This is a genomic window from Ancylobacter aquaticus (genome assembly GCF_004339465.1).
GTDB lineage: Bacteria > Pseudomonadota > Alphaproteobacteria > Rhizobiales > Xanthobacteraceae > Ancylobacter > Ancylobacter aquaticus.
Genome location: NZ_SMFY01000002.1, coordinates 1027397 through 1041660, shown reverse-complemented (window position 1 = coordinate 1041660; position 14264 = coordinate 1027397). Strand labels below are relative to the sequence as shown.

General features: G+C 65.1%; 11 protein-coding genes. 3 read left to right on the top strand and 8 right to left on the bottom strand.

Translation table 11 applies throughout. The annotated features are described in order from the left end of the window. Positions 1-19: 19 nt before the first annotated feature. Entirely contained in the window at positions 20-493 is a 474-nt protein-coding gene (locus EV667_RS14360; protein ID WP_131835988.1) for a YaiI/YqxD family protein, read from the bottom strand. 349 nt (positions 494-842) lie between these two features. On the opposite strand from EV667_RS14360, the gene ggt reads away from it, so the two are divergent. Continuing rightward, complete coding sequence (ggt, locus tag EV667_RS14355; RefSeq protein ID WP_131835987.1) at positions 843-2594, top strand: gamma-glutamyltransferase; 1752 nt, start codon at positions 843-845, stop codon at positions 2592-2594. A gap of 129 nt (positions 2595-2723) precedes the next feature. Here the strand turns inward: ggt and EV667_RS14350 are convergent, their stop codons facing one another. From EV667_RS14350 to urtA, 7 genes are all read right to left on the bottom strand, one after another. Beyond that, complete coding sequence (locus EV667_RS14350) at positions 2724-3080, bottom strand: FmdB family zinc ribbon protein (RefSeq protein WP_131835986.1); 357 nt, start codon at positions 3078-3080, stop codon at positions 2724-2726. Between the two features lie 111 nt (positions 3081-3191). Next, positions 3192-4421 carry a formamidase gene (gene fmdA, locus EV667_RS14345; RefSeq protein WP_131835985.1) on the bottom strand — a complete coding sequence of 410 codons (1230 nt, stop codon included), beginning with the start codon at positions 4419-4421 and terminating at the stop codon, positions 3192-3194. A gap of 65 nt (positions 4422-4486) precedes the next feature. Continuing rightward, positions 4487-5176, bottom strand: coding sequence for an urea ABC transporter ATP-binding subunit UrtE (gene urtE, locus EV667_RS14340; protein ID WP_131835984.1), 690 nt, complete (start codon positions 5174-5176; stop codon positions 4487-4489). Positions 5177-5186: 10 nt separating this feature from the next. Next, positions 5187-5954, bottom strand: a complete 768-nt coding sequence (gene urtD / locus EV667_RS14335; protein ID WP_131835983.1) for an urea ABC transporter ATP-binding protein UrtD — start codon at positions 5952-5954, stop codon at positions 5187-5189. A gap of 11 nt (positions 5955-5965) precedes the next feature. After that, a complete protein-coding gene (urtC, locus tag EV667_RS14330) occupies positions 5966-7138 on the bottom strand; it encodes an urea ABC transporter permease subunit UrtC (protein WP_131835982.1) in 1173 nt (390 codons plus the stop codon). A gap of 10 nt (positions 7139-7148) precedes the next feature. Further along, positions 7149-8075 (bottom strand): urea ABC transporter permease subunit UrtB, encoded by a 927-nt coding sequence (gene urtB / locus EV667_RS14325; RefSeq protein ID WP_131835981.1) that lies wholly within the window; start codon positions 8073-8075, stop codon positions 7149-7151. A gap of 101 nt (positions 8076-8176) precedes the next feature. Beyond that, complete coding sequence (urtA, locus tag EV667_RS14320; RefSeq protein ID WP_131835980.1) at positions 8177-9460, bottom strand: urea ABC transporter substrate-binding protein; 1284 nt, start codon at positions 9458-9460, stop codon at positions 8177-8179. Positions 9461-9952: 492 nt separating this feature from the next. On the opposite strand from urtA, the gene EV667_RS14315 reads away from it, so the two are divergent. Together EV667_RS14315 and EV667_RS14310 are read left to right on the top strand one after the other, a co-directional pair. Then, the gene (locus EV667_RS14315) at positions 9953-13342 is read left to right on the top strand and encodes a hybrid sensor histidine kinase/response regulator (protein WP_131835979.1); all 3390 of its coding nucleotides are present in this window, start codon (positions 9953-9955) and stop codon (positions 13340-13342) included. Next, a complete protein-coding gene (locus EV667_RS14310) occupies positions 13332-14264 on the top strand; it encodes a response regulator transcription factor (RefSeq protein WP_131835978.1) in 933 nt (310 codons plus the stop codon). Before EV667_RS14315 ends, EV667_RS14310 begins: the two co-directional genes overlap by 11 nt.

Genomic DNA, 14264 nt, shown 5'->3' with positions numbered 1-14264 from the left:
TCCCTTTCCTTGCCCTTCTTCAACCCGCCAGAAAGCCCTTTCGTTTCAAGCGTTGTATGGAACGCTCCAGCGCCTGAAGAAATTCCGACCGGTCGCGCGGCGAAAAGGGGCGGGGCCCGCGGGTGATCTCGCCGGCTTCGCGCAGGTCCGCCATCAGGTTACGGGTGGCAAGCTGCATGCCGATGGAGGCGGCGGTGAAGGGTTTTCCCGTGGGGCCGATGGCCTCCGCGCCCTTGGCCACCACCCGGGCGGCGAGGGGGACGTCGGCGGTAATGACGAGGTCGCCTTCTTCCACCCGTTCGACGATCCAGTCATCGGCGACATCCGGCCCGGCGGAGACGACCACACGCTCGACCTCGGCCTCGCGCGGCACCGCGATCCAGGAGTTGGCGACGAGGAACACCTTGAGCCGGTGGCGAGCGGCGACGCGATACGTCTCGTCCTTCACCGGGCAGGCGTCAGCGTCGATATAGATGAGGATCGGCTTCGACAAAGTAATCCCGGAGGTAATGGGCTGTTATCAAGAAAGAAGGGCTGCCCGCGAGGACAGCCCTTCCCATGTCAGACCGCGGTTCGGTCCGTAACTGCCTAGAGGGGCAGCGCGACGTATCTCATCACGCGGAACGAACCTCATAAGAGGTAAGCGTCCAGGTCACGGATACCGACGACCGCGGATCAAGACGATCAGACACTGGATCACCTCCTTTCAGTTGTTGAAGACATCTGCAGCTTAGACCGATTCGTCGAAAGGTCACGCGCTTGTTGCAGTGCAATGGCGAAATCCGCTGTTCACTTCGCGTTACGGCGCGCAATCATGAGTGCGCGCAGAGGGAAGGGACGTGATGAAGCTTTGGCCGTGCTTGTTCGCGCTGGTGCTGGTGGCAACGCCGCTGCACGCCCAGCAAATCTCCGACAGCCACGCGCCGGAGCTGGCAAGCGCGCGTGCTGCTGGCCAGAAGACCGCCACCGGCAAGGACTGGATGGTGACGGCGGCCAACCCGCTGGCGGCGGAGGCCGGCGCGGAGATGCTGCGCGCGGGCGGCAATGCCATCGACGCCCTCATCGCGGTCCAGCTCGTGCTCGGGCTGGTGGAACCGCAATCCTCCGGCCTCGGGGGCGGTGCCTTCTTGGTCTATTGGGATGCGGGCACGAGCCGGCTCACCACCTTCGACGGGCGCGAGACGGCGCCGCGCGCGGCGACCCCGACCCTGTTCCAGAATGCGGAGGGCCAGCCGCTCGCCTTCCTGGAGGCGGTGATCGGCGGGCGCTCGGTCGGCACGCCCGGCACACCGGCGCTGCTGGAGACGGTTCACAAGCGCTATGGCCGGCTGGACTGGAAGCGGCTGTTCGACCCCGCGCTGGAACGGGCGGAAAACGGATTTGCCGTCTCTCCCCGCCTTGCCGGGCTGATTGCCGGCGACGCCGCCCTGCTGGCGCGCGACACGGCGGCGCGGGCCTATTTTCTCGACGCTGGTGGCGCGCCATTGCGGGAAGGCACCCTGCTGAAGAACCCCGCCTATGCCGGCACGCTCCGGGCGTTGCGCACCGGCGGCGCGGCCGCTTTTTATGACGGCGCGCTGGCGCAGGAAATCGTCGGCGCGGTCCGCAATGCGGCCAATCCCGGCCTGCTGGCGATGGAGGATCTCGCCAGCTATCAAGTGAAGGAGAGGGCGCCGGTTTGCGGCGGCTATCGGGGCTTCGAGGTCTGCGGCATGGGGCCGCCGAGTTCCGGGGGGATCACGCTCGGCCAGATTCTCGGCCTGCTGGAGCCTTATGACCTGGCGGCGCTTGGCCCCTCCTCACCCGAAGCGTGGCGACTGATCGCCGATGCCTCGCGCCTCGCCTTTGCCGACCGCGAGCGCTACATCGCCGATGTCGATTTCGTGCCGATGCCGACCCGGGGGCTGCTGGCGCGCGACTATCTCGACGCGCGGGCAAAGCTGTTGGCCGGCGACGATGCGCTGCCGGAGGTCGCGGCGGGCATGCCCCCATGGGATCACGCGATGGTTCCCCCGGCGCGGGCAGATGGCGCGGCGCCTGAACTGCCCTCCACCACCCAGATCACCATTGTCGATGGCGAGGGCAATGTCGTCTCGATGACCTCGACCATCGAGGCCGGCTTCGGTTCGCGGCTGATGGTGGGTGGCTTCCTGCTGAACAACGAGCTGACGGACTTCTCCTTCCGCTCGCACAGGGACGGCGTGCCGGTGGCCAACCGGGTCGAGCCGGGCAAGCGCCCGCGTTCCTCCATGGCGCCGACGGTGGTGCTGAAAGACGGGCGCCCGGTGCTGGCGCTCGGCTCGCCCGGTGGCAGCCAGATCATCGGCTATGTCGCGAAGACGCTGATTGCCCATCTCGACTGGGGCCTGGGCCTTGCCGACGCCATCGCCGCACCGAACGTGCTGGCGCGCTTCGACGCGGTGGAAATCGAGGCGGGAACGGCGGCGGAGGGGCTGGCGCCGGGGCTGAAGCAACTCGGCTTCGAGGTGAAGACGATGCCGATGACCTCAGGGGTACAGGCGGTGGCAATCACGCCGGGAGGGCTCATCGGCGCCGCCGATCCGCGCCGCGAGGGCGTTGCGATCGGGGAGTGAGGGGGGCGAGGGGCGGCGTCATCCCGGCCCGGCGCGGCGGAGAGCCGGGATCGTTCCCCACTGTTTGCGCGATCCCGGATCGCGCCTGCGGCGCGTCCGGCATGACGATTCTCACCCTGGATTCATCGCTCAGTGGCTGATCATCCACGGGCGCGCCGAGGGGAAGCTCTTGGCGCCTGACGCGGCGGTGGCGGTCTTGGATTTCTTGCTGCGGCTCTTCATGCCGCCGGAGCAGCAAGAGCAGCTCGACGGGTGCTTCTTCGCCGCATACTCGCCCGTCGTCATCGGCGCGTGGCTTGCCCGCTCATTGGTGGCGTGGGCGGTGAGGCTGTCGCGCGACATGCCGGAGAAGTGGGGCGCCGTCAGCATGACGCGCGGCGCCATCGCGCTGCACTCCGGGCAGGGCTGGGGCGCCTGATACTCGCTCATCGGCCGCATGGCGGTGAAATCGCCACAGCTCTCGCATTCATATTCGTAGACGGGCATGAGCGTGTCCCTGTGTGCGGGTCTTGAGGGCGACCCCTTGGGCGTTTCCTCTGAGGTAAGGGCGGGGCGACGCCTTTGGCATCGCCCCGCATGCACCGGACTAAGTGGGGGTCAAAGGTCCGGTGAAAGCGGCATGTCGATCGAGCCGTCGATGAACTTGGTCGGCCCATCGGCGGTCGGGTTGATGTCGAAGTCGAAGATTTCGGTCGGCAGCCACAGGGTGGCGCAGGCGTTGGGAATATCGACGACGCCCGAAATATGCCCCTGCACCGGCGCGGTGCCGAGGATCGAATAGGCCTGGGCGCCGGAATAGCCGAACTTCTTCAGGTATTCGATGGCGTTGAGGCAGGCCTGGCGATAGGCGATGTGGACGTCGAGATAGTGCTGGCCGCCATACTCGTCGACCGAGATGCCCTCGAAGATCAGGTAGTCCTTGTAGTTCGGCGTCACCGGCGAGGGCTTGAAGATGGGATTCTTGATCCCGTATTTCGCCATGCCGCCCTTGAGCACCTCGACCTTGAGGTGGACCCAGCCGGCCATCTCGATGGCGCCGCAGAAGGTGATCTCGCCGTCGCCCTGGCTGAAATGCAGGTCGCCCATGGAGAGGCCGCCGCCTTCGACATAGACGGGGAAATAGATCTTGGAGCCGCGCGACAGGTCCTTGATGTCGCAATTGCCGCCATGTTCGCGCGGGGGAACGGTGCGCGCGCCGGTGGCGGCGGCGGCGGCCTTCGCGTCGCCGGTCAGCCGGCCCATATGGGCGGTGGCGGCGAAGGGCGGGACGGCGAGCGCGGGAACGCGGGTCGGGTTGGTGTCGATCAGCGCCTGTTCGCGGGTGTTCCAGGTCTCCAGCAGCTTCGGATCGGGCAGGCAGCCGATCAGGCCGGGATGGATGAGGCCGGCGAAGTTCACGCCCGGGATGTGGCGCGAGGAGGTGTACATGCCCTTGAAGTCCCAGATCGACTTCTGAGCCTGCGGGAAATGGTCGGTCAGGAAGCCGCCGCCATTGTTCTTCGAGAAGAAGCCGTTGAAGCCCCACTGGCTGTCGGGCATGGCGCCGATGTCGAGCAGGTCGACCACCAGCAGGTCGCCCGGCTCGGCGCCCTTGACGCCGATGGGGCCGGAGAGGAAATGCACGATCGACAGGTCGATGTCGCGCACGTCGTCGGCGGAATCGTTGTTCTTGATGAAGCCGCCGGTCCAGTCATAGGTCTCGACGATGAAATCGTCGCCCGGCTTCACCCACGCCACCATCGGGATGTCCGGGTGCCAGCGGTTGTGAACCATGTCGTTGTCATAGGCCGACTGGTTGAGGTCAACTTTGATCAGTGTCTCGGTCATTCTTCTCACTCCCCTTGGGCAAGCTGGAATCTCGGGCAGGCTGGGCGAAGAGGTCTGGCAGGGGCTCAGACCGACAGGAATTTCGAGACCTTGGCCTCGTCGATGTCGGCGCGCAGATCCTCGTGGACGATCTCGCCGTTCTCGATCACCAGCACGCGGTCGGCGATGTCGAGGGCGAAGGACAGCACCTGTTCGGACACCACGATGGACAGGCCGCGCTCGTCGCGGATGCGCTTCAGCGTGCGGGCCATCTCGCGGATGATGGAGGGCTGGATGCCCTCGGTCGGCTCGTCGAGCAGCAGCACCTTGGGTGCCGTGGCGAGCGCGCGGGCGATGGCGAGCTGCTGCTGCTGGCCGCCGGAAAGATTGCCGCCGCGCCGGCCCTTCATCTCAAGCAGCACGGGGAACAGCTCGTAGATGTCGGGCGGCACCTTGCTCTCGCCGCGCGGGATGAGGCCGGTTTCGATGTTCTCCTGCACCGTCATGGTGGAGAAGATCATGCGGCCCTGCGGTACGTAGGCGACGCCGTTTTTCACGCGCTCATAGCTTTTGAAGTTGGTGATGTCGGTGGCGCCGACACTCACCATGCCGCTCTTGGTCGGCACGATGCCCATGAGCGACTTCATGAGCGTGGTCTTGCCCATGCCGTTGCGGCCCATGATGGCGATGATCTCGTTGGGCGCGACCTTGAAGTTGAGGCCGTGCAGAACCTCGCTCTCGCCATAGGAGACGTGCAGCCTGGATACGTTCAGCATGATCCGCCCCTCAATGGCCGAGATAGACTTCGATGACCTTCGGGTCCGCCTGGACCTTGGCCATCGAGCCTTCCGAGAGAATCTTGCCCTGGTGCAGCACCGTCACCTTGTGGGCGATGTCCTCGACGAACTTCATGTCGTGCTCGATCACGATCACCGAACGGTTCTTGATGATGGTGTTGAGCAGTTCGGCGGTCTTCTTGCGCTCGGAGACGCTCATGCCGGCGACCGGCTCGTCGAGCATGAGCAGTTCCGGGTCCTGGATGAGCAGCATGCCGATCTCCAGCCACTGCTTCTGGCCGTGCGAGAGATATTCGGCGCGCTGGTCGAGCTGGTCGGCGAGGAAGATGGTCTCGGCGATCTCCTGCACCCGCTCCTTCACCGCCCGGTCGCGCCGGAAGGTGAGGGCGCCCGGAACCGAGCGGCCCTTGGGGTAGGAGATTTCCAGGTTCTCGAAGACGGTCAGGTCCTCGTAGATCGACGGGTTCTGGAACTTGCGCCCCACCCCGGCCCGCACGATCTCGTGCTCCTTCATCTTGGTCAGCTCGCGCTCCTTGAAGCGGATGGAGCCGGTGGTCGCCTTGGTGCGCCCACAGATGAGGTCAAGCACCGTGGTCTTGCCGGCCCCGTTGGGGCCGATGATGACCCGGATCTCGTTCTCGTCGACATAGAAGGAGAGGTCGTTGACCGCCTTGAAGCCGTCGAAGGAGACCGTGAGGCCTTCCACCGCAAGGACGAAATCCTTGTTCATGGTGTCGGCGATGACAGCGCTGTTCATGGCGTGCGCTCCTATTCGGCGGCGGCGGGGGCGGCCGCCGAGGGGGACGGCGGGGCGGGCGGCGTCGCGGGAGGGCTGGCCCGGCGCGTGGCGGCGCCGCCGAACAGCGGGCCGAGGCGCGGGGCGATATAGGTCTGCCAGAGGCCGGCAATGCCGTTCGGGAAGATCAGCACCACGGCGATGAACAGGCCGCCAAGGCCGAACAGCCAGAGTTCGGGGAAGCTCTCGGAGAAGGAGGTTTTGGCCCAGTTCACCAGCAGCGTGCCGTAGATGGCGCCGAGGATGGACAGGCGCCCGCCGACCGCCGCGTAGATCACCATTTCGATCGAGGGCACGATGCCGACGAAGGAGGGCGACATGAAGCCGACCTGCAGCGTGAACATCGCCCCGCCAATGGCGGAGAGCGAGGCGGCAAGGCAGAACACGAACACCTTGAAATTGGCGACGTCATAGCCGGAGAAGCGCACCCGGTCCTCCTTGTCGCGCATGGCGACGAGGATGCGGCCGAGCTTCGAGGACTTCACGAAATAGGCGATCAGGATGCAGGCAAGGAGCAGGGCGACGCAGACGAAATAGAGGATCGTCTTGGCGCTGTCGGAGCGGATGTCCCAGCCGTTCAGCGTGCGCAGGTCGGTGATGCCGTTGATGCCGCCGGTATAGCCCTGCTGGCCGATGATCAGGATGGTCATGATCGCCGCCAGCGCCTGGGTGATGATGGCGAAGTACACGCCGCCCACCCGCCGCTTGAACATCGCGAAGCCGACGATGAAGGCGAACAGCGCCGGCACCAGGATCACCGCGATGATGGTGAGGGTGAGGCTGTTGAAGGGCTGCCACATATAGGGCAGCTCGGTGATCTGGTTCCAGTCCATGAAGTCCGGAATGCCCGGCGTGGTCTGGATTTTGGTGGCCTCGACGCTGGACGATTCCAGCTTGAGGAACATGGCCATGCAGTAGCCGCCAAGGCCGAAGAACACGCCCTGGCCGAGCGAGAGAATGCCGGCATAGCCCCAGCACAGCACCAGGCCGAGCGCGACGAAGGCGTAGGTGAGGTACTTGCCGACGAACTGGAGGCGGAAATTGTCCAGGCTCAGCGGCAGGATGACGATCAGGAGGAAGGCGAGGATCGCGATCCCGATCATGTCCTGCGGGCGCAGGAAGAAGGTGCGGTCGGACTTGATCATGTGCGCCTCCTCAGCGACGGACCTTGATGACGAACAGGCCCTGCGGCCGCAGCATCAGGATGATGACCACGCCGAGCAGCGTGAGGACCTTGGCCATCGAACCGGAGAGGAAGAACTCCATGGTCGACTGGGCCTGCGAGATGGTGAAGGCGGAGGCGATGGTGCCGAGCAGGCTCTGCGCGCCGCCGAAGACGACGACCAGGAAGGTGTCGACGATGTAGAGCTGGCCGGAGGTGGGGCCGGTCGAGCCGATCATGGTGAAGGCCGAACCGGCGACGCCGGCAATGCCGCAGCCGAGGCCGAAGGTGTAGCGGTCGACCTTCTCGGTATCGATGCCCACGGCGCCGGCCATGACGCGGTTCTGCACCACGGCGCGCACCTGCTTGCCCCAGCTCGACTTGTACATGAGCAGGGCTACGGCCACGGTGATGGCGATGGTGAGCGCCATGACGAACAGGCCGTTGATCTGAACTTCCACCATCTCGCTGACGGGGAGGGAGCCCATCATCCAGTTCGGCAGTTCCACGCCGACCTCGCGCGGGCCGAAAACGGTGCGGTAGAGCTGCTGGAGGATGAGGCTCAGGCCCCAGGTGGCGAGCAGCGTGTCGAGTGGCCGCTTGTAGAGCCGCCGTATCATCAGCCATTCAACCGCCATGCCGAGCGCGCCGGCGGCGAAGAAGGCAAGTATCATGGCAAGGAAGAAATAGGCGCCGAACAGGGATGGAATGTAGTTCAGGAAGAATTGCGAGGTGAAATAGGTGACATAGGCGCCGAGAATCATGAACTCGCCATGCGCCATGTTGATGACGCCCATCTGGCCGAAGATGATGGCGAGGCCGAGGGCCATGAGGACGAAAACCGAGAACAGGATGAGGCCTGCGAAGCCCTGCATCACGAAAATCGAGCCAAGCTCGGCCAGCGAATAGTCAGCGAACATTCAAGGTTCCCCCGGCGTGCGCGCAGTTGCGCGGTCTTGCGTCAACGGCAAAGAGCCCCGGAGAGGGCGCGGGGCCCTCTCCGGGTGGGAGTGTCAGACGATCACTGGTAACCCTTCGGGAACGGATCGGGCTCGATCAGGTCCGGGGTCTCGAACACCACCTGGAACTGGCCATCGGGCAGCGCGAGGCCGATGCGGGCCTTCGACCAGAGATGATGGTTGTCGTGGATCTTGACGTAGCCTTCCGGCGCCTTGTTGAACTCGATGCCGGCCGAGGCGGCGGCAATCTTGTCGATGTCGAAGGAGCCGGCCTTCTCGACGGTCATTTTCCACAGCCACGGGCCGAGATAGGCCGCCTGGGTAACGTCGCCGATCACGGTCTTCTCGCCCCACATCTTCTTGAAGGCGGCGACGAATTCCTTGTTGTTCGGGTTGTCGAGCGACTGGAAATACTTCATCGAGCTGTAGGCGCCAGCGATGTTCTCGCCGCCGATGCCGTCGATCTCGTCCTCGGTGACCGAGATGGTCAGCAGGGTCTGCTTGGACAGGTCGATACCGGCCGCCTTGAGCTGCTTGTAGAAGGCGACGTTGGAGCCACCGACGACGGCGGCGTAGATCACGTCCGGCTTGCGCAGCTTGATCTTGTTGATGACCGAGTTGAACTGGGTGTGGCCGAGCGGGAAATACTCCTCGCCGACGACGGACGAATCCTTCAGATGCCCCTCAATGTGCTTGCGGGCGATCTTCATCGAGGTGCGCGGCCAGATATAGTCCGAGCCGATGAGGTAGAAGGTCTTGCTCTTCTTCTCCTTGGCAACCCAGTCGAGGCCGGCGAGGATCTGCTGGGTGGCTTCCTGGCCGGTGTAGATGACGTTCTTGGACTGCTCCAGCCCTTCATAGAAGGTGGGGTAGTAGAGCATGCCGTTATACTGCTCGACCACCGGCAGCACCGCCTTGCGGGACGCCGAGGTCCAGCAGCCCATGATGGCCGCGACCTTGTCGTTGACCAGCAGCTTCTTCGCCTTCTCGGCGAAGGTCGGCCAGTCGGAGGCGCCGTCTTCCTGGATGAACTTGATCTTGCGGCCGAGCACGCCGCCCATGGCGTTGATCTGCTCGATCGCCAGCTTCTCGGCCTGCACCGAGCCGGTCTCCGAAATGGCCATGGTGCCGGTCACGGAGTGCAGGATGCCGACGGTCACTTCAGTGTCGGTAACGGCGAGGCCGGTGGTGTTCACCGCCGAGGTGGCGGGGGCCTGCGCCATTGCGGGCGTCGAAAAAAGGCCGGTGGACGCAAGAAGAGGCACCGCCGGGAGCGCGGCAATGCCCATCAGCAACTTGCGGCGCGTACTGGAAATCTTGTTAGAATTATCTTTATCGGAAGACATACGGTTCCCCTCCACGGGTTTGACGTGGCCTCAACAAGCTTCTCAGCTGCTTGCATTGGCTGGATCGTGGCGGCCGATGTCGCGATGCAGCAATACGTCGATTGACGTATAGGGGAACCGCCGGCGCTCCCGCACAGTGGAGCCGAACATGGGTTTGTGTGCCCCGTCGCGAAGATTTTCGCGTGCGGCGGCATCTATTTTACGCGCGCGCGCGAGAACAGAAGGCGGGTGACGGGCACAATAGTTCGACGGTCAGCCTTATTATTGGGCATGGCGGAGAAGATGTTCTCTGCATGCGGTACCGAGATGCGTCATTGGGTCGCGTAATAACCTTTCGCGACCGATCTGGTGCGAGTGGAATGATTTGTGCTTCGCCGTCCGGGGCGGTTTTTCGCAACCGGCCGGGACTGATGCGGTGCAAAAAACACGAAATGCCCTGGGGAGGGTGAGCGCGGAAGCATGTCTGGCGTTGGCACGGCGAGGCAAAACCCAATGGCGGCGGAGCAGAAGATCGTTCGCGTTCGGCGCCGCTACAATCAGTGGGTCGTCAACGAGACGCTGGAGGACTATGCGCTCCGCTTCACCGCCAAGAGCGCACGCCGCTGGTCGGCGCTGCGGGTCGCCAACACGGCGCTCGGTGCGGTGTCCTTCCTGGCGCTGGAGGCGATCGGCGGGGCGATCACACTTGCCTATGGCTTCCCCAATGCGGTGGCGGCGATCCTGGTGGTCTGCACCATCATCTTCATCGCCGGCCTGCCGATCAGCTATTACGCCGCCAAGTTCGGCGTCGACATCGACCTGCTGACCCGCGGCGCCGGCTTCGGCTATATCGGCTCGACGCTCACCTCGCTGATCTACGCCTCCTTCACCTATCTGTTCTTCGCCATCGAGGCGGCGATCATGGCGCTGGCGCTGGAGATGTGCTTCGGCGTGCCGCTCATGGTGGGCTATTTCATCAGCGCGCTGGTGGTGATTCCGCTGGTGACCCACGGCATCACCTTCATCAGCCGTTTCCAGCTCTGGACCCAGCCGGTCTGGCTGGTGCTCAACATCATTCCCTTCATCTTCATCTTCGCGCTCTACGACGAGCCACTGGCGGGGTGGACTTCCTATACCGGCCGCTTCGGCGCCCCCGACGGTTCGTTCGATCTCGTGCTGTTCGGCACCGCGACCACGGTGGTGTTCGCGCTGATTGCCCAGATCGGCGAGCAGGTCGATTTCCTGCGCTTCCTGCCGCGCCGGGCGCCCGGCCGCACCGAGACCCGGCGCAACGTGCTTTGGTGGGTGGCGCTGCTCAGCGCCGGTCCGGGCTGGATCATTCCCGGCGGGATCAAGATGCTGGCGGGCTCGTTCCTTGCCTATTTCGCGTTGACCCAGGGCATCCCCTTCCTGCACGCCGCCGAGCCGACCCAGATGTATCTGGTGGCGTTCAGGACCGTGTTCTCGCCGGAGATGGCGCTGGCCTTCACCGGGCTCTTCGTCATCCTGGCGCAGCTCAAGATCAATGTGACGAACGCCTATGCCGGCTCGATCGCCTGGTCGAACTTCTTCTCCCGCCTGACCCACAGCCATCCCGGCCGGGTGGTGTGGCTGGTGTTCAACGTCACCATCGCGCTGATGCTGATGGCGCTCGGCATCTACAAGGTGCTGGAGCAGATCCTCGGCCTGTATTCCATCGTCGCGGTAGCGTGGGTGGCGGCGCTGGTGGCCGACCTCGTGGTCAACAAGCCGATGGGCTGGAGCCCGCCGGGCATCGAGTTCAAGCGCGCGCATCTCTACGACATCAATCCGGTCGGTGTCGGGGCGCTGCTCGCCGGCACGGTGATCGGCGTCATCGCCTTTGCAGGCTTCTTCGGGCCGACCGTGAAAGTGTTCGCGCCGTTCCTGGCGCTGGTGGTCTCGTTCGTCTCGGCGGCCGGCATCGCCTACGCCACCGGGGGGCGCTACTACATCGCGCGGCGCACGGCGAAGAACTGGGATGCGCGCCACTCGCTCAAATGCTGCATCTGCGAGCACAAGTTCGAGCCGGAGGACATGGCGCACTGCCCGGTCTATGCCGGGCCGATCTGCTCGCTGTGCTGCTCGCTGGATGCACGCTGCAACGACCGCTGCAAGGACGATGCGCGCTTTCCCGACCAGATTCTGGCGGCGCTGCGGGCCACCCTGCCGGGCTGGATGGTGGCGCAGCTCAATTCCCGGCTGGGCCACTATATCGGCGTGATGTCGCTGCTGGCGATGGTCATCGGCGGCATATTGGGCGTCATCTATTTCCAGTCGACCTTCGCCCCGCCAGGCGAGACCGAGACGGTCGGCAATGTGCTGTTCACGCTCTACTTCATCCTGCTGATCATCGCCGGCGTCGCCGCCTGGCTTTTCGTGCTGGCGCAGGAAAGCCGGCGCGTGGCGCAGGAGGAGAGCAACCGCCAGACCGCGCTCCTGATGCGCGAGATCGAGGCGCACAAGCGCACCGACGCCAAGTTGCAGAAGGCCAAGGAGGCCGCCGAGGCCGCCAACCTCGCGAAGAGCCGCTATGTCGTCGGCATCAGCCACGAATTGCGCACGCCGCTGAACGCCATTCTCGGCTACGCCCAGCTGCTGGAGCGCGACACCGCGATTCCCCCGCACCGTCGCGATGCCATCCGCGTGGTGCGCCGCTCCGCCGAGCACCTGTCCGGGCTGATCGACGGGCTGCTCGACATCTCCAAGATCGAGGCCGGGCGGCTCTATCTCACCCGCGACGAGGTGCGGATCGGCGAATTCCTCGACCAGCTGGTCGACATGTTCCGGCTGCAGGCCACTGCCAAGGGGATCGATTTCGTCTATGTCCGCCCCGACCGTCTGCCGGGGACCGTGTTCACCGACGAGAAGCGGCTGCGGCAGATCCTCATCAACCTGCTCTCCAACGCCATCAAGTTCACCGAGCGGGGCCGGGTGGCGCTGCGCGTCTCCTATCGCAACCAGGTGGCGGAGTTCGAGATCGAGGATAGCGGCATCGGCATTCCCGCCGCCGACCACACGCGGATCTTCGAGCCGTTCGAGCGCGGGGAGCGCGCGGGCACCTATTCCACCGCCGGTATCGGCCTCGGGCTCACCATCACCAAGCTGCTCACCGAGATCATGGGCGGCGAAATCTCGCTCAAATCGGTGCCGGGGGAGGGCAGCGTCTTCCGCGTCAAGATGATGCTGTCGGAGGTGACCAACCCCTCGCGCCTCGGCCCGATCCAGCACCGCCACATCGCCGGCTATACCGGCCCGCGCCGCACCGTGCTGGTGGCCGACGACGATGTCGCCCATCGCGACCTCATGCACGAATTGCTGGTGCCGCTCGGCTTCACCGTGCTCGCCGCCACGGACGGCGTGCAGGCGCTCGATATGGTGCGCGAATGGGAGCCGGATATGGTGCTGCTCGACATTTCCATGCCCGGCCTCAATGGCTGGGAGGTGGTGCGCCAGCTGCGCGACGAGGGCTTCGGGCGGCTGCGCATCATCATGATCTCCGCCAATGCCGGGGAAATACTCGGCGACGGCCTCGCCCAGAACGACGACCATCTGGTCAAGCCGGTGCATCTGCGCACGCTGCTGGAAAAGATGGCGGCGCTGCTCGATCTCGAATGGGTGGGCGATGGCGAACTCGCCGCCCTTGCCGCCGGCGAGGCGAGCCGGCCCGGCGAATTGCGGGCGCCGGCGGGCGTGCATCTCGATGACCTGATGAAGCTGGGGGAGATCGGATATGTGCGCGGCATCCAGGCCAAGCTCAAGGAAATCGAAGGCGCCTCGCCCGACAACAAGGCCTTCGTCGCCCATATGCGCGACCTGATGGAAACCTTCGACCTCAAGCAATACATGTCTGTTCTGGAGGCGTTGCGCAGCAATGATGCATAGCGTGGAACGCCGCGACATCGTCCTAGTGGTGGACGATTCGCCCGAGACGCTCAGTCTCCTCACCGACGCGCTGGAGGCGGCGGGCGCCACGGTGCTGGTGGCCACCGAAGGCGCCAACGCGCTGGCGCTGGTCGAGCGCATCACTCCCGACGTGATCCTGATGGACGCGGTCATGCCGGGCATGGACGGCTTCGAGACCTGCCGCCGGCTCAAGCGCAACAAATCGGTGGCGCATGTGCCCGTCATCTTCATGACCGGGCTTTCCGAGACCGAGCAGATCGTGAAGGGGCTGGAGGCGGGCGGGGTCGACTATGTGACCAAGCCGATCTCGCCGGACGAGCTGATCGCCCGCATCCGCGTGCATCTGGCCAATGCCCGCCAGACCCACAGCGCCCGCGCCGCGCTGGACGCCGCCGGGCGTTACCTGCTCTCCGCCAACCGGGCCGGGCGGGTGCTGTGGAGCACGCCGCAGGCGACGGCGCTGCTGACCGCGATCAGTACCTCGCCGCCCGGCGAGAGCTTTACCCTGCCGGAGGCCGTGCGGCGCTGGCTGGAGGGACGCAAGGCCGAGGGCGCGGCCATCGAGCCGGAGGCGATCGAGGTGGCGATGGAGGGCTCGGCGCGCCGGCTGAAGCTCTCCTATGTCGGGCAGATCGGCCCGGAGGAGTTGCTGCTGCGCATTGTCGAGGACAGCGGCATTCCGCCGGAGCAGGTGCTGAAGGCCAAGCTGGGCCTGACGCTGCGCGAATCCGAGGTGCTGGTGTGGCTGGCGCGCGGCAAGGCAAATCGCGACATCGGCGAAATCCTCGGCCTGTCGCCGCGCACGGTGAACAAGCACCTGGAGCAGATCTACGCCAAAATCGGGGTGGAGAATCGGGCGGCGGCGACCGCGCTGGCGGTGACGGCGCTGACGCCGCGCTGA